Consider the following 20791-nt stretch of genomic DNA (forward strand, 5'->3'; position numbering starts at 1 on the left):
CGATATCTTTTTTAACTGATTGAAAGACCCTCGGACCTGATTATCAATTCCGAATGGAGGAAAAGAGCAAAGGATTGTCCTGCTATTTTTACTTTTCCATCCTGAGGTAGAATTCCGGGTAGATCAGAATCATTACCGGCATAAGTGCCGGATGCACTGTATAGTTCGGTGGTCCAAACTCCTTCCGGCAGGTATTGAGCGATGTTATTATCTGTTTCTTCTTTGGAGAAATTAAAGAGCACGGCAGCGTATTCCCTGTCCACGGATGTCGAGTTGCGAAAAATTAAAATTACCCCCGGTGCTATTTCCTGCACATGGCATCTGCTGCGACATGGTTCATGGAGGGTAGGGTGTTCCTTTCTTATTTTCAGTAGTCTGCGGTAAAGGGTTAGCATAGCGCCTCCCTGATCGCTTTCAATATTCATCCAGTTCAAACAGCACTCATCAGAGCAATGCCCGTTCGGCGAGTCATTGAAATTGTTGAAAGGTGCTCTTTCACCGTATTCTTCGCCCATGAAAATCATTGGTACATAGGGTGAAAGCAGTGTTGCCCCTGCGCTGAGCTTTGCTGCTTCGAAACCGGCGTTTTCAATAATGCGGCATTTAGATTCGTCGCCATAATTTTCTTCATGACCTTGAGAATAAACAATAAATTGGCAGCCGTTTAATTCTGATCTGTTGCGTCCCTGCTTTCTCAGGTAATGATTCGAAATTTCGCCCCGATAGGCAAATCCGTACTGCATTGCCGAAACCATACGGTCCGGGGCTACGTAATCTTTGAAGCGTCCTTCATGGTTTCCGGTTACCTGACTATGAAGAGCACAGTAAAAGTTGTCGTTATAAAGGGCATCCAGTCCGTAGCCTCCTTTCTCCGGTGGCAGTACAGGACGCAAGGCATTACGTTTGTCTCCATTGATAAGCACGCAGGTTCTGTTGCTTTGACGTGCAAAATTTTTGACACGGGTTGCCAATTCTTCAAGAAAATGGATGGGAGTCTGATCAAAAATATGGTCGGCATCCTTAATGCGCAATCCGTCAACGCGGTAGTCGCGTATCCATGAAAGAGCGCATTGTATGTAAAAATTACGAACTCCGTAGCTGTATTTTTCATCGAAATTTAAAGCCCGTCCATTATGGACATTGTATTTTTTGCTGAAAAAAGGAAAGTATGCAGGTTCCAGAGCTGCCACCGGAATCAGGCTTCCGAAGGATACATCCAGAATAACCGCTATACCTTTCAGGTGGCATTGTTTGATCAGTTCTTTAAGGTCATCCGGTTTTCCGTATGGAGGATGTACTGCATAAGGGAAGGTGGTTTCATATCCCCAGCCCTGCCTACCGGCAAAGTTTGCTACCGGCATAAGTTGCAAAGTGTTGATCCCCAGCTCGCTAAGGTGCTGCAGTTTGCATATAACTCCCTGGAAATTTTTTTCAGGGCTGAAAGTGCCTATATGAGCTTCGTAAATGAGCATTTCGCTCATGGGCAGACCGGAAAAATCGTCCTCTCCCCAGTCAAAAATATGATGTCCGACTACTGCAGAAGCGTTTCGTTGCTCCTCTGGTTGCCAAGAAGAAGCAGGGTCAGGAATTGCTGGACCGTCATCAAATACATAAGAATATAAGGTTCCGGGCTGAATCTCTTCCAGTGTTATTTCGTGATAACCATACTGGGAAGGAGTTAAAGGGTAGCCCTCATTTTGTTGGGTTTGTATATTTATTTTAACCTGTTGGGCATGCGGAGCAAAAATTCTAAAAGAACATTTACCGTCTTCCTGAAGTCGCGCTCCTAAATATTTGTCATTCATAAATGCGCCCGTGTTAAAAAAAATTTTGTTTTTACAAAAATAATAATGTATACTGATACCAACAGTCGGCTCGTCTTTTGCATGTGATTGAGTACTTGCATCTCGTAACAGCATTAGGAGGCAGACCATGAATAATCAACACCGCGAAGCGTCTGAGGAGCGGGTCAAGATCGCTGAAGTCATGGCCGGGGAAAGCGCAATACTCCATGAATTGGATTTTCAGGATGTAGCTATTTCAACCCACGCTGTGCTTACCTTGAAGAAAGCTGCCGTTGCAGTGATGCAAAGATTCATGCCCGGTAGCCGTCCCGAGACACTGACCAATTCACAAGCTATAGCCTTTTTTATAGATCGTGTGTTTTGGGATCAGGATACAAAGGGGTTGATACTGTGTGCCGACGTGGCTAAACGCAGTTTCTGTATCCCAATCCCAAGGGATCATTGGCATATGAAAGCCGATCTTGGAGTTATTCAGTAGTAAAGTTTTAAACAGTTGACAAGTAAAAAATAAAAGCAGGCGGTAAATTGCCTGCTTTTTTATTTTGTATAAAATATAGGACACCCTATTGCTGAGTGCTCGGGAATAAAAAATGTAAGGCACATGTCACTATAGAGTAACACACGTTAGCGTCTGTCCGGCTAAGGTAGATCAACAAAAATTAATAGCCGGGAGTTGTTGATGGGACGTGAAGCCTGTTCAGATTTATTCAGTTTGAAATCACCGTTTGTAGATCCTTTCAGAGGTGCTTTATTTTCTCTTGTAGAAAAGCCCTTATCACACCTTTTGTGTCTGCCACGGTTAAATTTCTTATATAATCGATTGCACGATGAAGAGCACTGGCGTGAAAAGAATCACGATGATTTTGTTAGCAAGGCTCTGAATTTGTTAGGGGTTCAAGTTGAACTTGATGGTCAGGAATTAAAACGGATCCCAAAAAAAGGACCATCCGTGGTTGTGGCGAATCATCCTTTTGGCGTTGTAGAAGGGCTGATACTGATTCAATTACTAAAAGCCGTTCGACCGGACATTAAAATCATGGCAAATTTTATGCTCGGATTAATTCCTGAGATGAATGAATATTTGATCTCGGTAGACCCTTTCGGCCGCAAGGAGTCTCACCTGGGCAATATTTCAGGGCTCAAGGAAGCGGTTAAATGGGTGAAGGCCGGTGGGATGCTGGCTGTCTTTCCGGCCGGAGAGGTTGCCAGTCTAAATATCAGGGGTGTTAAGGTTGAAGACCCGGCATGGAGTCCTACTGTCGGTGGGATTATCAAGCGAACCGGAGCCAGCGCCACTTCTGTTTTCTTTAATGGACGTAACAGTGTTCTCTTTCAGGCTGCGGGGGTGATCCATCCTTCCCTGCGCACTGTGCTTCTGCCTCGCGAAAACCTGAAACAAAAATCAGGGCCGGTTAAGTTTGCTGTGGGCAATACCGTCAGTGGTGATCGTCTTGCTTCATTTGAGAGCAATCAGGAACTTATGGAATACTTGCGTTTTCGCACTTATAGCCTGCGCTCGCGTTTTGAAAAGAAGAGGATAGCTTTGCCTGCGTTCAAGAAAAAGGAAGCAAGCATAAGTGATCAGACTTCACAACGCAGAATTATTACCGAGCTGAGCATGCTCGGACCGGAATCCGTGCTGGTGGAAAATAACGAATTTGCCGTACATGAAGTTCATGCTGCCAACTGTCCATTTATCATGCATGAGATTGGACGGTTGCGTGAAAAGACCTTCCGGCAGGTCGGAGAAGGAACCGGTTTGGCAGTTGATGTGGATCGTTTCGATAATACCTTTATCCATCTTGTTCTCTGGCACAAGGAAAGTAAGGAAATTGCCGGAGCTTATCGCATTGCCCGTACAGATGATCAGATTAAGCGATTCGGATTGAAGGGCGTCTACAGTCATTCCTTCTTCCGCTTCGACCCCAAGTTTTTCGATAAAGTCAGTCCGGCCCTTGAGCTGGGCAGGTCTTTTATCCGCCCCAGTTTTCAAAAGAATTTTTATTCACTGATGATGCTTTGGAAAGGAATTGCCGCTTACCTCGCGCGTAATCCGCAGTACCGGTACCTGTTTGGATGCGTTAGCATTTCCAATGACTATACGAAAATATCCCGTGAGTTGATTGCTGACATTTTGCTGAAACACAATGGACACGCAGATCTGGCAGAGCTCATTTCTCCGGCCCGTCCTTTGAAATTCAAGAAGCTTAAGGCATGGAAGAAAAACTTACCGGGTGTGTCCTTCGCTGACGAGTCAGACTTAGAGAAAGTAGTTCAAGATATTGAAGGCGGTGGAGGAATTCCGGTTCTGTTGCGTCATTATTTAAAGATCGGCGGCAAGCTGGTCGGCTTTAATGTAGACCCTGATTTCGGAAACGCTCTTGATGGCCTGATCGTGGTCGATCTGTTGGAAACTTCCGAGCGCAGCCTATTTAAGTTTATGGGCAAGGAACAGGGCAGAAAATATTTGGATTACCATCTAAAATTTCCGGCGGCGGGTGATAGGAAAGATTGCGGTTGCCCAAGTAATGATGAAAAAGTTGCCTAGGACCGATTTACAGTAATATAATGAACGCCCTCTTTTACGGTGTGAAAAGAGGGCGTTAAATTAATTTACGGTCTCCTGCCAATAGTGGCGAAGCCATAATAAAAGGTTTTGGGATTCTTAAACCCTTTTGCAAAAGGGTTTAAGCCGCCGGAGGCAAAATTAAATTAATTCTTTCAAAGCAGCGCAGAAGTTTTCGATATCTTCTTCTGTTGTAGACCATGAGGTCATCCAGCGCACTTCTCCTGTCTGTTCATCCCATACGTAGAAAGGAAATCTTTCCTGCAGCTTCTCCACTGCATGTTCAGGGATGATAGCGAACACACCGTTGGCTTCTACCGGACGGGTGATTTTTACACCTTCGATGGCACCGGCTTTTTCCGCCAGCTTACGTGCGAGAGAATTGGAATGCTCAGCATTTCTTTTCCAGAGTTCGTCGGTAAGCAGAGCTTTGAATTGTGCGCCGATATAGCGCATCTTAGAGATAAGCTGCATGTTCTGCTTGCGGATATATTCGAAGTCCTTGCCTAAATCCGGGTTGATAAAAACTGCGGCTTCAGCGCACATGCATCCATTCTTGCTGCCGCCGAAGGAAAGTACATCCACTCCGCAGTCAACGGTCATTTCCTTAAAAGTTACACCTAGAGCGGCCGCAGCATTGGCGATTCTCGCTCCATCCATGTGTACGTGGAGTCCTTTGCTGTGAGCAAAATCGCAGATGGATTTGATTTCATCCAAACTGTAAAGGGTTCCAAGTTCAGTGTTCTGGGTAATGGAAATTACTGCGGGCTGAGCACGGTGCACATCCGGTTCAGAAGGGACCAGCGGTTTGATGGTCTCAACAGTGATCTTTCCGTTTTTGGTCTCAGCCAGCATAAGCTTGATACCCATGCTTTCCGGTGAACCGCACTCATCTACATTGATATGCGCGTCTTCGGAACAGATGACGCTATTCCAGCTTTTACAAATATGACGCAGGATCAGGGTGTTTGTGGCTGTCCCGGTGGTAAGAAAGAAAATTTTGGCCTGCTCACCGAAGTGCGCTTTGAAAAGCAGTTCAGCTTCCGCAGAAACCGGATCGGCACCGTAGGAGGACATATGATCCTCGTTTGCTTCCATGATGGCTTTCATTATTTCGGGATGGACACCGGAGTAGTTGTCGCTGGCAAATGATCTCATGGGAAATCTCCTCATCAAATAAGGACAGCATCCCCATCAAGGGAATGCTGTCCGGTTTGTAACTGGATTGTGGGAAAGACGTGATTTAGCTGAGGTGGGGCAGGATGTAAGGGGAAATGAATTTGCTGATCACTCCGGCCATGATGCCATAACCTTCCGCGTTTGGATGGACTCCGTCGCTTTCCTTGAGGGCCTTGATGTAAGCGGTATTTTCCCGCAGAGAGGAATTAATATTCAGACAGGGAATGTCAAGTTTTGAGCAGATTTTAATAAACTCAGCAGAGAGATTTTCTGTTCTTTTGTCTTTCTCTTCATCAATCATGGGCGGCGGAGTTATGAACACAGTGGCGTAGTTGCTTTTTGCGTTGTGAAGAATGTTTTCAACACAGGTCTTGCTTTGTTCAAGCGGAATGTTTTTTACAGCATCAGGTGCACCCATGCAGAAGATCAGCAGAACAGGGGCTTTAGGATTAATACGGTCGGCAGCTTCTTTTTCCCAGCGGGATTCAATATGTGCTGTGGTGGATGCCCGTACGCCGAGGTTGTAAGCTGTGAGTTTAGCTCCCTGAGGATCAAGCTGTTTGCAGATTCGTCCCGCCCAGCCCAGTCTCTCCGAGTCGCTGACTCCGGAAGTTAGTGAATCTCCTATGAATAAAAGTTGCATTTCCATATTCCTTTTAAAGTGTTATGCTTAATTTCCTTGCCTTTTCAGCCCGGAGATTTAACCTTGAAGGGAGCATAGAGTGTGACTGTTGTAAACTTTATATTGATGATTATATGAAACACTGCCGCAAAAAGATAGTGCAATCCATTCTCAATTAGGCTATCAACTTGTTCGCCTGAACAAATGGCGGAAGGTAAGATTAAATGGATCAAAAAAGTGTAATAAGTTTTAATGATGTAAGTTTCGGGTACGGTCAGCATACAGTGCTGGACCATGCCAGTTTTGAGATAATGCCGGGAGACTATCTTGCTGTTATCGGACCTAACGGGGGCGGTAAAACGACCTTGCTCAAGCTGCTGTTGGGGCTGATTGAACCGCAGCAGGGTAGTATTGAAATACTGGGTATGCCTCCGGGCAGGCATGGTGGACGCATCGGCTATATGCCGCAATATACAACAGTTTCCGCCAGCTTTCCCATCACCGTCCGTGATGCTGTGCTCATGGGTAAGGTCTCTCAGGGATTTAAGGGAGTTTTCGGTTTAAGCTTCGGCGACAGTTCCGGCGGAGAGGTTGAAAAGGCTCTTGAACGGGTCGGGATGCTTGAGCATATAGACCGCAGGGTCTCCGATCTGTCCGGTGGGCAGAAACAGCGGGTATTCATTGCCCGAGCTATTGTGGATGAGCCGAAGATGCTGCTTTTAGATGAACCGGCAGCCAGCGTGGATCAGGCCGGTAAAAGCGGTCTTTACTGCCTGCTCAAAGAGCTTAATGCTGAAATGACCATTGTTATGGTCAGCCATGATATTTCCGTGCTCGGGCAGGGTGTGAAATCCGTTGCCTGCGTCAACCGCAAAGTTCACTTACATGAACAGCCCAAGATTACCCGTGAGCTGCTCAGCGAGGCTTATGGCGAAACCCTTAAGGGCACTTGCCCCATTGAGCTGATAACCCATGGTGAACTTCCGCACCGTGTGCTTGAATATCATCCTGAATCAGATGAGACTGAAGGAGACTGGAATGCTTGAGGCTTTGAGTTATGAATTCATGCAGAATGCGCTCATGGCCGGTTTGCTGGCGTCCATCATCTGCGGGATTATCGGTGCACTGGTAGTCGTAAACCGTGTTGTATTGCTGGCTGGCGGGGTGGCCCACGCTTCCTATGGCGGGGTTGGGCTGGCCTTTTATCTCGGCCTGCCTATGCTTCCGGTTACTGCTGCATTCGCTGTCTGCGCGGCTCTGCTCATGGCTTTGGTGACCATGCGCGTAAAGGAAAGGGCTGATACTTTTATAGGTGTAATGTGGGCTGCTGGTATGGCTTTGGGGATTATCCTGCTGGATATTACCCCCGGCTACAATGTGGATCTGATGAGCTATCTGTTTGGCGGCATTCTCGCTACGCCTAAGACTGACCTTATGCTCATGGGAGGGCTGGCAGCCTTTGTACTGCTGGTTGTATTCTCCTGCTACAAGGGCTTCTGGGCTATGTCGTTTGATGAAGAGTTCGCCCGTTCGCGTGGAGTCCCGGTAACTCTGCTGTATTTCGTCATGCTGGCGCTTATTGCGCTTAGTGTGGTTATGGTCATCCGCGTGGTCGGTCTGATTCTGGTCATCGCCCTTTTGACTATCCCACCTCAGATTGCTGAGAGCAGGACATCATCCCTTTTTTCAATGATGTTTTTTTCTTCCATTCTGAGTATGTTTTTTTGCGTGAGCGGACTATTGCTCTCATATCAGCTGAACCTGTCTTCGGGAGCTACGATAATTGCCGTCAGTGTGGCGGGTTTTTTAGTCTCGGCAGGCTTGGGCAGGATGCGCAAGATTAATTAGTAATAAAACTCCCGGTTTTAAAGAAAACCGGGAGTTTTGTTTTTTTAGACCCTGCCGTTTTTGTGCTCAATGGCCCAAAGAGCAAGATTCAGTATGTTCCAGACAAAATTCTTGTGCTTCTTCCGTCCTGAGACATGCTCATCAATGCGTTTGTTCAGCGCATCCATATCGAAGAACTGTTGCAGGAACGGCGTAGCCTGACTGATAGCATCGAGTGTAAAATCTGCAGAATCGCCGCTGGTCCATTTGGCGACAGGCATGGAGAAGCCCTGCTTGCGGCGGTAAAGGATATCCTTGGGCAGGTAGCGTTCTGCAAGCTTCTTGAGAAGATATTTGGACTCACCGCCCTTGATTTTAAGTTCAGGGGGCAGGCTGGCCATGTACTCGAAAAGTTCATGATCAAGCAGCGGAGAACGCACTTCAAGGCTGTGAGCCATGGAAGCAATATCCACCTTTACCAGCAGGGCGTCGGCGAGGAAATGGACGGTATCCATCCAGAGCAGTCGTTCTGCCGGGGTGTTTGCGTGCATACAGGCCTGCCGGGAAAGTTCGTACTGCCATTTAAAATTAAATTGCCCCAGCTGTTCGCGAACATCAGCGCGGTAGACATCATTTTTATAGCGGGCGATCTTGAATTCATTGCGCAGTATGCGTTTGAATTCCGGGTGGAACTTACAGATCATCTTACGGCGCAGTTTACCAATTGCCGAATTGCTGTTGAAGGCACTGTGAATATTCTTTTCCGGCAGAATCTTTTTACCGATCAGAGGTGCTAAGGCCGAAGCCAATTTCACATGGGTGTATGCAGAGTACCCACAGGCAAGTTCATCCCCTCCATCACCGCTGAGGGCAACGGTAACGTGTTTGCGGGTGGCTTCGCTGAGCAGCATGGTTGCCAAAGCTGCGTCATCGGAAAAAGGTTCGCCGTATTGGCGGACAACTGCGGGCAGCATATTTTCAAACTGGGTCGGGTCCAGATATTCCACATGATGATTCACGCCCAGATGCTTTGCTACTTTTGCTGCATGACCTGACTCATCATATTTTTTCTCATGAAAACCAATGGTGAAGGTATCGATAGATTTACTTCCGGCTTCAGCCATAAGCGCTACGACAAGGCTGGAATCGACCCCGCCTGAAAGCAGGGCTCCCAGCGGAACATCACTTTCCAGCCTGATTCTGGTTGCTTCCAGAAGTCGGCTGTGCAGTGACTCCAGTACATCTTCTTCCGAACATTCAATTTTCCGGGTGAAATCAAGGGACCAATAGCGATGCAGAGAAAGCCCCTGAGTATTCACAATGCCGTAATGGGCGGCCGGGAGTTTTCTGATGTCTGAGTAGATGGAAAAGGGGGCCGGAACGCATCCGGTACTCATGAACAGGTCAATGGCCTGTACGTCCACATCCTTTGAAATGTCAGCGTGAGCGGCAAGGGCACGGATCTCAGAAGCAAAAATGAAATTGTTGCTGCTTTGAGAGTAAAAGAACGGTTTTTTACCGAGGCGGTCGCGTGCGATGAACAGTTGTTTTTTGGCATTGTCCCAGATGGCGAATGCAAACATGCCGCGCAGCATGGAAATACATTTTTCGCCGTATTCCCCGTAAAGCTTGAGCAGGACTTCCGTATCTCCGGATGAATTGAAGGTGTGTTCTTTGCTTATCAATTCTTCACGCAGGGATTTGAAATTGTATATTTCCCCGTTGAAGACAATGATGTTCCCGGTTTTCGGGTCCTTCATGGGCTGATTTCCACGATTGGAAAGGTCGAGGATGGAGAGCCGGGTATGCCCCAGTGCTATGTTTTCCTCTGTGTGGATGTGCTGAAAGTCAGGTCCGCGATGGGAGATAAGGTCGAGGATGGGTCTAATGTCTCCGGGATGTCCACCGGGATTGAAATAGCCTGCAATGCCGCACATGATTGCTTTACCGCCAAGTCAAAAGGGTTGATTGTTTTCAGTATGAAAGCTGGTTACACAGTGTTTTTTGACGGGTCAACAGACATGCTCATAAAAAAGGCGGCCTCCTTTTGGGAAACCGCCTTTTGATTGTCTTTGTCGCCGTCCTTATGACTGCATGTTTCTGATCAATTCCTTGATCTTGGAAGCCAGTTCAGCAACTTCCGAGATGGCCAGAGCAGACTGAACCGTGGTCTCAGCAGCTTCAGCGGAGATTTCGTTGATTTCTTCGGTGGCGCGGCTGATCTGTTCACTTGATGCAGATTGTTCTTCAGCTGCAGCTGCAATGCCTTCGATCTGATCGGCAGAGGTTTCTACCATGTGCACGATTTCATCAAGGGCGTTACCAGATTTAGATGCAAGATCAGTTGATTCAACAATGGACTTAACTGCGTTTTCAGTAGCACTGATGTTTGTTCTGGTGCTGTCCTGAATGGAAGTAATAGCCTCGCCAACTTCCTTGGTTGCATCCATGGTTTTTTCAGCCAGCTTACGTACTTCATCGGCAACAACCGCGAATCCGCGACCTGCTTCCCCTGCACGTGCTGCCTCAATGGCTGCATTAAGCGCCAGCAGGTTGGTCTGGTCCGCAATGTCGGTAATAACATTCATGACCTTTCCGATGGAGTCGGTGCGTTGTCCGAGTTCTTCCATGCTGGATTTGAGCTCTTCAGAGTTCTGCTCAAGGGCCTGAATGGAGGTAACAACCTGTCCGACCAGTTCCTGTCCTTCCAGCGCCTTTTCCTTAGTTACGCGGGCATTTTCAGAGGCTTCGCCTGCATTACGGGCGACTTCCATAACTGTTGCGTTCATCTGGTCCATGGCAGTTGCTGTTTCACTGGCTCTCTGCTGCTGGACTTCAGCACCCCTGCGGGATTCGTCAACCTGAGCTGAAAGTTCATCGGCAGCGGAAGCAAGCTGATCGGATATTTCGTCCGCATCCCTTGCTGTTGCTGCAATGGTGTCACGTTGGGCAGTAATGGCTTTTTCGTTTTCCTTAATGGTTGTGATGTCATTCATGACCATGAAGGCCCCGATAAGCTTTTTATCAAGGTCGTGCAGAGGAGCTACGTCAATAATGGCGTAGAATTCTTTGCCGCCCTCGGTATGCCCGTGTATCTCAATTTCAGAGAAATTGCTCTCTTCTTTCAGGCAGCGGTCAATGGTATCACGAATGGTTTGGATCGTGACCAGATCGTTGGAGCGTTTCCCTACATAATTATCAGGAGTGCCGTTCAAACCAAATTGATCAATGAGATGCTGGTTAATGAAGGAAACCTTTTTATCAAGATCCACAACTATGCAGGGCAGGGTCAGTCCGCTAAGCAGGCCGCTGGAAAAACCAAGCTTGTTCTTCAGTTCGAATACCATGTGTTTAACTGAACTGATTGTACGGCCGACCACGTCATCTGCTTCATATTCAAGTTCGGAATCGTAATCACCTTCAGATACTTTGGCTGTGAAGTCTGAAAGCTGCTGTAGCGGTCTGGTGGTCGCTTTGATCATCAGCAGTAGGATAACAGCTGAGATGGAAAGAGCAACCACGGCGATGATTACGTTGGTAATGAAAATGTCGCGGTCCACGCCATGAGACATATCGGATGTCTTCATCACAAATGCAAATGACCAGTTCCATGGTTTGAAGTCCGTTATATAAGCGGATGTAGATTCCCCGTCCTCGTCGTATTCAATTTCCCCTTCTTCTGTCTCGGCAAAAAGATTCCAATTAGGTGTATCTTTTAAATTTTCGCCGGTAAGGGTCGGGTGGAGCATGATATCACCCTTAGTGTTGAATATCATTGCGTAGCCCTTTCCACCTACATTTGAAGCCATAACGGATTTTTTAAAGGCATTAGTAATAATTTTGCGCCCTACATAAATGACGCTGACAATATTACCGCGCAGGTCAGTCAGGGGTTTGTAGGCGGTGATGTACCATGCGTTAACAACATAAGCCATCCCGTAGTAGGTCTTACCGGCCATTACAGCTTTGTATACGGGGCTTGAGTCGGGGATATATGTGCCTGTGGCCCGGTTTCCATCCAGCTTGAGCACGTTGGTTGAGACACGCAACAGCTTGCCGGGGAGGACTTCGAAAATTGTGGCTGTTCCGCCGATTTCTTTTTTTAGGTCATCAACGATATCAAACTTATCATTTACAGCAATTCCACCGAACTCAAGGCTGGGTATGGTTACGGTTTCGCTTTGTTTGGTGACCTGGTTTGTGATGGTGGTTTCAATGGGGTGGCGCTTGTTGAGTTTTGGAAAGCCGAGTGAAAAGATCTGTTTATCCAGAATATCGATGTCTGCTTTTACCTTGTCCATCAGGATGTCATTCTGCATTTCCATGAGTGAATGAACGCTGTCAGCGATAGATTTCATGGATGTTTGACCCAGCGTATGAAGCGATTCCTGTACCTTATACAGGTTTATTCCGGTCATGAAAATTATAGTAGCCAGAACTATTAAGACTGCTCCAAACATAAGTTTTGTTTGAAATGCCAGCTTCTTTAACATGCTCTCTCCCTGATCCAAAGTTAGATACGTTTGCCAGCCTTGCTCGCGTTTTCCCTCTACGCACGCAGATCCGGCTTAAAATATGATTGAGAACTGTGGGATGCAGTTCCTCAGGACATTAAGTATTTCGGCATGGATTATTGTGTATTGCCCCTTGAGAATTTGGCTAAAATCCGGACCACTGCATTTTCCTGTTCATGTTCAATGCGAGACACCTGTGGTGCGGCTTTGGCATAATACACAATTACACTATCCCCCAGTGAAACCCTCCTCCAGAATGTGCTTTGTACAGCAGCTGTTCTTTCTCTGGGCAAACCGGAAGGATCAATAAAACGATACCTGACGGTCTGACGTTCTTTTTCAGTTTCATTTAAATTATGTTCGCTTATTCGGCTGTTTTTTTCAATAACTATACCTATAGCTTTGTTTTCTCCAAAGGCTCTTATCCTTTCCAGTCTGATTTCCTTGTAGGGAATAAAGAAATATCCGGCAATAACCAACAAAGCTGCACATAGTGCGATTTTGTTTTTTATGCCGGAAGAAGGTATAGATTTAGATAATAGCATGTTTAACTTTAACATCTGTGAGCTTGAGGGGCAAGTTGTTGTCCTTACTCAAGAATAAGAAAGGAGTTAAGGATGAGTAGTCTGCAAAAGACAGGGCAATGGTGGGTGCTGGCGGTTGGTGCGGATTTTGATCAGAATGCTTTTGATCAAAGGGAAAAGTGCCGGGCAGAGTTGCTTCACAGGGTGAATCTCGCTGGCATAGAGTTGGACGAAAATGTCTGGGTCTATGATGAATCCAAATGCGCACAGCTTGTGCTTCAGGTCTGTCCTGACCGTGAAAGTGCGGAAGAAGCCGCCCGCGATTTGGAAGATTCCGGGCTCAGCCTGCGGATAGCAAGGGCATTTGAGTAAGGGCTAGTTTTTGGCAAGGGCCATTTTCAGCCCCAGACCGATAAATACTATACCGGAAATGGCTTCAAGCCGTTTCTTGAATTTACCGCCGGAAATGAGGTGACGCACTTTGCCCAGAGCAAGGGTTATAAAGCTGAACCAGAGAATGCCCATGCTGAAGTGGATGGTCATGAGGAGCAGGGATTGACGCAGGATTGATTCTCCGGGAGAAATAAACTGGGGCAGCAGTGCAAGATAAAATACCGCAACTTTGGGGTTAAGTACATTGGTCAGGAAGCCTTCACGGATGGAGGCTGAGATTCCTTTGCTGCACGGCTCGGCAGAAAATTCGGTCTTTTCCTGCTTTCGACTGCTCCGCAGTGACTGGACGCCTAGATAAATAATATATAAGGCCCCGGCAAGTTTGACCATCTCAAAGGCGGTTGCTGAATTCATGAGGATCATGGAAAGCCCCAGAGCCGAAGCAAGGGCATGGATTAACAGGCCGGCATTGATCCCGGCTACCGTGCACAGGCCGTCCGCAGTTGAGCGGGTCAGCGTGTTATTGACCACAAGCATTGTGTCAGAACCGGGGGTGATGGTCAGAATAGCCGCGACCGGGATAAAAGCCATGGTCAGTGCATCCATTGTCCAATTTCCTTTAAAGCAGCCCGAATTTATTGAGTTCTGCCTGAATTTTTTCTTTTGTGATCGGTTTTGTAATATATGATAAAGCTTCACACTGGAAAAAAGCGCGTGAAGCTTTAGTGCTGTCATCGAGGGCTGTAGTCATGATAGCCTTGACCTTCCTGTCTTCAGGAATATTTTTGCTCTGCTCGATGGCCCTGATCTTTTCGAGAGTCTGAAGGCCGTCCATACCGGGCAGGACTATGTCCATAAAGATAAGATCGTAGGGTTTTCCTTCAAGCCATCTGTGTTCAAAATTTTCCAGTGCTTCTTCGCCGCTGACAGCGCTGTCTATGCTTTTGTTCTCAAGTCCCTGAGTAATTATCCTAAGAACTTCTTTGAGATACATTCTGCTTGTATTGCTGTCTTCGACTATAAGAATCTGCATGCTGCTACTCGCTTGCTGGAGTTTTTCCTATTCTCCGCTCAGGTAAGGCTCAAGTTCACCGACTGCTTCAAACAGAAAGTGGTCAATGAGGTGGCAGAACATGTGTCCTACTGCAATGTGTACTTCCTGAATGATTGCGGTGTCTTTGCTGGGAACACTGATAATATGGTCACATATGGGCAGCATTTCGCCTGCGCTGATGCCTGTCATGCCGATGGTGACCATGCCTTTGCGTTTGGCTTCTTTGAGTGCGCAGATCACGTTGGGGCTGGTTCCGGAGGTACTGATACCGATGAGAACATCACCGGGCTGTCCCAGTGCCTGAACCTGTTTTTCGAAAACCATTTCATATGAATAGTCATTACCGATGGCGGTAAGAATAGAGGAATCCGTGGTCAGGGCAATTCCGGGCAGGGGCGGGCGTTCAAGTTTGAACCGGTTAACCAGCTCTGCCGCCAGATGCTGGCAGTCTGCCGCGCTTCCGCCGTTTCCGCAAAAGAGGATTTTGGAACCGAGGGCAAGGCGAACGGCCAATGCTTTAGAAACATCAACCACGAGTTGGGAGTATTGCTCAAAAAAAGATTCGCGGACTTCAAGTCCGGCACGGGCATGTTCAACTACTTTCTGCAGTGCTGTCTGGGACATTCATTTTCCTTCTGTTTGCAATTCATTATACGCAAGTGGAGAAATCCGTTTATAGGAAATCATAAGCGGTGGCAACATTCTTGCCGTTCTTGATAAATTGCAGAATGCTCACTATAACATGTTTTTTTTATTCTGCATTCAAAAATGACGGAGTTCCCCATTGAGAAAAATAATATTTATTTTAATGTTTATTATTGCGATTTTCAGCGGATGTTCGCTGAAAAAAAGTACTTCCAGCCCTTCTGAATTGGATACTATGATCGGTCAGATGGTCATGGTCGGATTTCGGGGATTGGAGTTGAGTGCGGATAATCCGGTAGTGGGAGATATCAGGGATGCCCGTATCGGGGGAGTGATTCTTTTCAGCAAGGATTGCGCCCTGAACAGCACAGTTCGTAATATTGCCAATCCCCCTCAACTGGTAAAGCTCACTTCCGATCTACAAAGTTATGCTCAAGTTCCTTTGTTTATCTCAATTGATCAGGAAGGTGGCATAATTAAAAGACTGACCGGGGAAATGGGGTTTTCCGAAACTCCCTCTGCCGCCGAACTGGGCAACAGCGGTGATACTCAGGCAGCATTCAGGGCTGGGCAGACTATTGGCAAGTCATTAAAAGAAGCCGGAATTAATATGAATTTCGCCCCGGTTGTGGATGTGAACCGTAATGCTGCAAATCCGGTAATTGCAGCTTTACAGCGCAGTTTTTCGGATGATCCCCGCATCGTGGCCCGATTTGCGGATTCGTATATTGACGGCCTGCATGCCGAAGGTATTATTTCCTGTCTGAAACATTTTCCTGGACATGGCAGTTCCCGTGGTGATTCACATTTAGGTTTTACCGATGTGACTGATTCATGGGACAGCAGTGAGCTTTATCCTTTTCAGAAATTAATCAGCGACAATAAGGCTGATATGGTTATGACCGCGCATATTTTCAATTCCCGCTGGGATCGTAAGTATCCGGCAACTCTTTCCCGTAATGTTATTCACGGTCTTCTGCGCCGCCAGCTAGGTTTTGAAGGTATAATTGTTACCGATGATATGCAGATGCAGGCTGTTAGCGGGGAATATGGTTTTAAGGAAGGGGTCTACAGGGCGGTAAAGGCCGGAGCCGATATTCTCCTTTTCGGCAATAACCTGATTTATGAACCTGGACTGGGGACAAAGGCAGTTTCAACTCTCAAGCAGCTCGTTTATGAAGGGAAGATTACCGAGCGTAGAATCAGGCAGTCCTACGAACGCATCATGAGTGTTAAGCAAGTGATGGGAGCTGCCAAGTAAAGGCGGATATTACTTTCAGAACTTTTAGAGTGTAAAACAGAAAAGCCCTGAAAATCCAAGACGGATTTTCAGGGCCTTATTAATTCTTAGCGATGGGAAGTTGGATTGTGAACGTTGTTCCCCTACCGGGGGTAGAAGCTACCTGAAATATCCCATGGTGATTCTGAGTAATGATGAAGTATGAAACGGAAAGCCCCAGTCCGGTGCCTGTTCCCGGAGCTTTGGTTGTATAAAAAGGTTCGAAAACCCTTTTGCGGGTGGTTTCATCCATCCCGGGACCGTTATCCGAGACTGTGCACTTTACCATATCACGTTCATTCTTGATTTTTATCGAAATAACAGGGGAGTCATTCATTTCAGGCCAATCGTTCATTGCCTGCGCCGAATTGCGCAGCAGATTCAGGAATACCTGTTCGATTTCAGTGGCAGTGCATGGGGTTAGCTTCAGGTTCTCGTCATATTCCTTGAGTATAGTGATCTTTTTGAAATCGTATCCTTTTACTGGATCGTAATCCTGTGCTGCAAGGGTGGATGCTTTGTCCATAATTCTGCGCAAGTCGCCCGGTGCTTTACGGGAGTCGCTTTTGCGGCTGAATTCAAGCATCCCGGAAACAATAGAGGCTGCTCTTACTCCTGAATCGGTTATTCCGTTCAGGGTTTTAATTATTTTGCGGTCTTCCATGTACTGAATGATTGAATCTATTGAGCAGCCTGCTTTTTCCGCAGCCTTTAGGTTGGCCGGCAGATCGGGAGACATCCTGCGCACAATATTTTGAATACCTTGGAGGATTCCCCCAAGGGGGTTGTTGATTTCATGGGCCATTCCGGCGGCAAGTCCACCGATAGACATCATTTTTTCGGTCTGGATCATCATTTCGTCAATCCGGACTCTTTCGGTTGCATCGTCAATCCTGATAACCGCGCCCTTCATGTCATCGGTGAGCGGGTAGATGATGATATCCTGATGGCTGTTGGGATCTGTCATTCCTTGAGTTCGGAATCCAGTTTCCGGGATCCCGCTTTCTATGGCCTGAGTGATATTACCTGCGTATTTACCCAGAGGAGGAAAGGCCACTTCCACTTCGGACCCTTCGATTTCTTCCTTAGGAATAACAGCCAATTGCTGGGCGGCAGTGTTGAAATGGGTGATTCTTTTTTGACTATCCACCCCGATGATCACCGAAGGCATGGAATCAATTATGTTGCGAATGTAGTTTTTGGTGTTCTGAAGTTCTGTTTCAATTGCTTTGCGTTTTGTTATGTCCGTCCCAACGCAGAGTATTTCCGTCAGTTTTCCTCTGGAATCGAGGATAGGACTGTTGGTCCAGTATACCCAGACCTGACTGCCGTCTTTACGTGTATTCAGATTAGTATTGACCGGGAAATTTTCCGGGTTTTCGGTCAATTCATGGATCATCAACTCGAGTTCAGACTTGCCTGTTTCAGTTTTGGGGATCAGTGTTCCTATAACACTTTTCCCTATTATTTCTTCTTTGGAAAAACCGAAAAATATTTGGGCGTATTCATTAAAAAAAGTGCACATCCCATTACGGTCAATCCTTATAATTATACTGCGGGCAGTATGCACAAGGTCATGATATTCCTTGCGTGACCGAGTCAGCTGTTGCGAGTGTGATGCAACTTCGTCAAGCAGTTTAAGTATCTTGCCGGAAAAAAAGGCCGTGGCGGTAATGTAGTTTCTGTTTTCAATAAAAGACATCTTACGTGCTTCCGTAGCCCAGTCCACTTCCCGAATGCTTTTTGCAGTAGATTCAATGGTCGCCAGATGTTGAATCTTTCTTTCCGGTTTATCGACTACCCGCTTCAGCAGATTGTTGATTCTGATAAAGTCCTGTTCGTTCTTATCTAAATCCCAAGTTAAGAATGCAGATCTTTTGACCAGTATTCCCATGCATATTGCGGTAAAAGCTATAAGCAGCAAGCCAGCGTAAAATTCTGTGGAAATATCTTTAGCCAGAGTTATGGAAAGTCCTCCGAAATTTTGGACATCAGCTTTCGCTGTCAAGAATACATGCCAATTGGAAAAAAACAGACTGCCCATCCGGTAGGCTGTTGGGTAATAGCTTATTTCGGAGCGATACAGAGTGTTCCCGGCTTTATCCTTGATGTATAGCTCAGTGTCGTTTGGTGACACAGGAAGGAGACTTTCAGGGGGAACTTTGGCAATGGCGAAACTGTGGTCCAGCCTTTGAATCAGGTATATTTCATCCTCTTCGGATGGCGCGGTTGCAGGCTGTTTTATAAGGAGAGACTGTCCCGGCTGAAAATCTTTCACCTTTTGGAATACAGGTGACTCAGCGATTGACTTGATTTCGATTGGGAAAGGACGCGTATTAACAACTTCGCCTGAAGGGGTGACCCTTAATATGGAGAGACCGTGATCGAAAGTTGCTCGCGAGGTCACCACGGTTTCCAGAAATGAAATCCTTTCCTCAAGGTAATTGGCCCAAGTTGATGCTTTGCCGTCTACGTCCTTTGATACGGACCAGGAGAAAAGAATTGACGAGCAGATAGAGCTGGCAATGAATATCGTTAGAAAAAGGCAGAGATAATTTCTTATTCGGCTGTTAAGTCTATGAATGCTTCTTATTTTCATGAAATATATGAGTTTTCCAAAGTGGCTTTTTACTGCTTTTTTACTGAACTGCTTTTTGAGTAATATATTTGAAACATGATCCTGTAAACAATTTCTCCCCCTCAAAAGTCTGGGAAAGATTTTCCCCATCGCATAAGGCAGAACTTTCCTCCTGTTTCCGCCTTTCGGTCTTGTCTTGTCTTCTATTAAGAAATGTAAATTTCTAAAAAGACTGTCTAAACAGTATCTTGTGTATTCTTTTTGTAAATAAATAAACGAATGAATCAATAGGCACAACCATTGCAATCTCAACTGCAGAGCAAACCAGCTTTAAATTTACAAGGGGGTGTAGCCGGAAAATATAGACCGATAATTCCATGAGCATATGAAGGCATTTGGTCGAGTTGATTCTCGGAGGTTGGTAATGTGCGGAGTTAAACCGCATTGAGAATATTTCCCATAACGGGACATGTGAGAATCGCCGTCTCATGGCCGTGCCTGCACAGAGTCGCGGACTCAGCTAGGAGTTCCGCGTCTTAACTAAAGATTAAGCGGATACCTGCGCGAGTCCATATGCAGGTAATGCCCGAAGATGCTCAAAATGAAGTGTCGGTGGTTTACCGGGCTACAAGGCCGTGGGCCGAAAGTCGAACTGTTCCGGAGGGTGTTTTATGCAGTAAAAATCAAGCGGATTTTGAACTGAAAACTAACCAGTAAAAGGTCGGAGTGGACGGAACCACTCAGGCGAATTTCTATAAATAATTCAAGGAGGAATTATTATGTCGCTCGTAATTAATCACAACTTGATGGCTATGAACGCAAGTCGTAACCTGCAGGAATCATATGGTAATCTCGGAGTTTCGACCCGTCGCCTGTCTTCAGGTCTTCGTGTCGGAACCGCAGCAGATGATGCCGCAGGTCTGGCGATTCGCGAACTTATGCGTGCCGATGTTAAATCCCTGAACCAGGGTATTCGTAACGCTAACGACGCCATCTCCATGATCCAGACTGCTGATGGAGCTCTCGGTGTTATCGATGAAAAGCTTATCCGTATGAAGGAACTTGCAACTCAGGCCGCAACCGGTACCTACAACTCTGACCAGCGTCTGATCATCGACTCTGAATATCAGGCTATGGCTTCAGAAATTACCCGTATCGCAAATGCGACTGACTTCAACGGAATTCATTTGCTTAACGGTAACGTTTCCGGCGATCACAGTGGTGCAGGCCTTAGGTCTTCTGGTAAGGTAAAGGTCCACTTCGGCACCGGTAACGATTCCGCAGAGGACTACTACTACATTGCAATCGGAACCTCTACAGCTTCCGCTCTCGGTGTAGGTCTTGCCGCAGGTAACTCCATCTCTACCCAGGCACTTGCACAGCAGTCCCTTGATAAGTTGCAGAATGCAATTATCTCCAAGGATAAGATTCGCGCAAACCTCGGTGCTCTCCAGAATAGACTGGAAAACACCATTACCAACCTCTCAATCCAGGCTGAAAACGTTCAGGCTTCGGAATCCCGCATTTCCGACGTTGACGTAGCAACTGAAATGACTGAGTTCACCAGGAACCAGATTCTTACTCAGTCCGCAGTAGCCATGCTTTCCCAGGCAAACGGTATGCCCAGGATGGCAATGCAGCTCATCGGTGGTTAATAACACAGGTGAGTTTAATTCACTCAGAAAGGGAGGTCCGGTCACCGGGCCTCCCTTTTCGTTTTAATATATATATGTGAATAATCTGCTGTGGTGTCCGCTTCGTTTTGATTAAAATTCCTTTTTTTGATCTTTTTGCGAACCATGACA

The 20791-nt window shown here is 46.6% G+C and carries 17 protein-coding genes; 7 read left to right on the top strand and 10 right to left on the bottom strand.

The features are described from left to right. Positions 1-11: 11 nt before the first annotated feature. Complete coding sequence (locus tag ACNI23_RS01095; RefSeq protein ID WP_420246208.1) at positions 12-1805, bottom strand: alpha-amylase family glycosyl hydrolase; 1794 nt, start codon at positions 1803-1805, stop codon at positions 12-14. 127 nt (positions 1806-1932) lie between these two features. On the opposite strand from ACNI23_RS01095, the gene ACNI23_RS01100 reads away from it, so the two are divergent. Continuing rightward, positions 1933-2283: a hypothetical protein gene (locus tag ACNI23_RS01100; protein WP_420246209.1), complete on the top strand. Its 351-nt coding sequence runs from the start codon at positions 1933-1935 to the stop codon at positions 2281-2283. 201 nt (positions 2284-2484) lie between these two features. Continuing rightward, positions 2485-4353: a bifunctional lysophospholipid acyltransferase family protein/GNAT family N-acetyltransferase gene (locus ACNI23_RS01105; RefSeq protein WP_420246210.1), complete on the top strand. Its 1869-nt coding sequence runs from the start codon at positions 2485-2487 to the stop codon at positions 4351-4353. A gap of 159 nt (positions 4354-4512) precedes the next feature. On the opposite strand, the gene ACNI23_RS01110 is transcribed toward ACNI23_RS01105, so the two are convergent. Next, a complete protein-coding gene (locus ACNI23_RS01110) occupies positions 4513-5529 on the bottom strand; it encodes a threonine aldolase family protein (protein WP_420246211.1) in 1017 nt (338 codons plus the stop codon). 85 nt (positions 5530-5614) lie between these two features. After that, on the bottom strand, positions 5615-6193 hold the full coding sequence (locus ACNI23_RS01115) for a GDSL-type esterase/lipase family protein (RefSeq protein WP_420246212.1): 579 nt from the start codon (positions 6191-6193) through the stop codon (positions 5615-5617). A 203-nt stretch (positions 6194-6396) separates the two neighbouring features. On the opposite strand from ACNI23_RS01115, the gene ACNI23_RS01120 reads away from it, so the two are divergent. Together ACNI23_RS01120 and ACNI23_RS01125 are read left to right on the top strand one after the other, a co-directional pair. After that, positions 6397-7218 carry a metal ABC transporter ATP-binding protein gene (locus tag ACNI23_RS01120; RefSeq protein WP_420246213.1) on the top strand — a complete coding sequence of 274 codons (822 nt, stop codon included), beginning with the start codon at positions 6397-6399 and terminating at the stop codon, positions 7216-7218. After that, entirely contained in the window at positions 7211-8020 is an 810-nt protein-coding gene (locus tag ACNI23_RS01125) for a metal ABC transporter permease (protein ID WP_420246214.1), read from the top strand. The genes ACNI23_RS01120 and ACNI23_RS01125 overlap by 8 nt, the downstream gene beginning before the upstream one ends. A 44-nt stretch (positions 8021-8064) precedes the next feature. Here the strand turns inward: ACNI23_RS01125 and asnB are convergent, their stop codons facing one another. From asnB to ACNI23_RS01140, 3 genes are all read right to left on the bottom strand, one after another. Further along, positions 8065-9936, bottom strand: coding sequence for an asparagine synthase (glutamine-hydrolyzing) (gene asnB, locus ACNI23_RS01130; protein ID WP_420246215.1), 1872 nt, complete (start codon positions 9934-9936; stop codon positions 8065-8067). A 147-nt stretch (positions 9937-10083) separates the two neighbouring features. Beyond that, entirely contained in the window at positions 10084-12492 is a 2409-nt protein-coding gene (locus ACNI23_RS01135; RefSeq protein ID WP_420246216.1) for a methyl-accepting chemotaxis protein, read from the bottom strand. 137 nt (positions 12493-12629) lie between these two features. Then, positions 12630-13058: a hypothetical protein gene (locus ACNI23_RS01140; protein ID WP_420246218.1), complete on the bottom strand. Its 429-nt coding sequence runs from the start codon at positions 13056-13058 to the stop codon at positions 12630-12632. Between the two features lie 72 nt (positions 13059-13130). Here ACNI23_RS01140 and ACNI23_RS01145 point away from each other — a divergent pair, with 72 nt between their 5' ends. Further along, complete coding sequence (locus tag ACNI23_RS01145; RefSeq protein ID WP_420246219.1) at positions 13131-13409, top strand: hypothetical protein; 279 nt, start codon at positions 13131-13133, stop codon at positions 13407-13409. Positions 13410-13412: 3 nt separating this feature from the next. On the opposite strand, the gene ACNI23_RS01150 is transcribed toward ACNI23_RS01145, so the two are convergent. Genes ACNI23_RS01150 through ACNI23_RS01160 form a run of 3 tightly spaced genes read right to left on the bottom strand, consistent with a single transcriptional unit; the run spans position 13413 to position 15108 of the window. After that, positions 13413-14036: a LysE family translocator gene (locus ACNI23_RS01150; RefSeq protein WP_420246221.1), complete on the bottom strand. Its 624-nt coding sequence runs from the start codon at positions 14034-14036 to the stop codon at positions 13413-13415. 13 nt (positions 14037-14049) lie between these two features. Next, positions 14050-14463 carry a response regulator gene (locus ACNI23_RS01155; protein WP_420246223.1) on the bottom strand — a complete coding sequence of 138 codons (414 nt, stop codon included), beginning with the start codon at positions 14461-14463 and terminating at the stop codon, positions 14050-14052. 27 nt (positions 14464-14490) lie between these two features. Next, complete coding sequence (locus ACNI23_RS01160) at positions 14491-15108, bottom strand: D-sedoheptulose 7-phosphate isomerase (protein WP_420246225.1); 618 nt, start codon at positions 15106-15108, stop codon at positions 14491-14493. 160 nt (positions 15109-15268) lie between these two features. On the opposite strand from ACNI23_RS01160, the gene ACNI23_RS01165 reads away from it, so the two are divergent. Continuing rightward, positions 15269-16390, top strand: coding sequence for a glycoside hydrolase family 3 protein (locus ACNI23_RS01165; protein WP_420246226.1), 1122 nt, complete (start codon positions 15269-15271; stop codon positions 16388-16390). Positions 16391-16469: 79 nt separating this feature from the next. On the opposite strand, the gene ACNI23_RS01170 is transcribed toward ACNI23_RS01165, so the two are convergent. Further along, a complete protein-coding gene (locus ACNI23_RS01170) occupies positions 16470-19007 on the bottom strand; it encodes a PAS domain-containing sensor histidine kinase (protein ID WP_420246227.1) in 2538 nt (845 codons plus the stop codon). A gap of 758 nt (positions 19008-19765) precedes the next feature. On the opposite strand from ACNI23_RS01170, the gene ACNI23_RS01175 reads away from it, so the two are divergent. Further along, the gene (locus ACNI23_RS01175; protein WP_420246228.1) at positions 19766-20641 is read left to right on the top strand and encodes a flagellin N-terminal helical domain-containing protein; all 876 of its coding nucleotides are present in this window, start codon (positions 19766-19768) and stop codon (positions 20639-20641) included. The last annotated feature ends 150 nt before the right edge of the window (positions 20642-20791 follow it).

The organism is Maridesulfovibrio pacificus (SeqCode) (genome assembly GCF_048612815.1).
GTDB lineage: Bacteria > Desulfobacterota > Desulfovibrionia > Desulfovibrionales > Desulfovibrionaceae > Maridesulfovibrio > Maridesulfovibrio pacificus.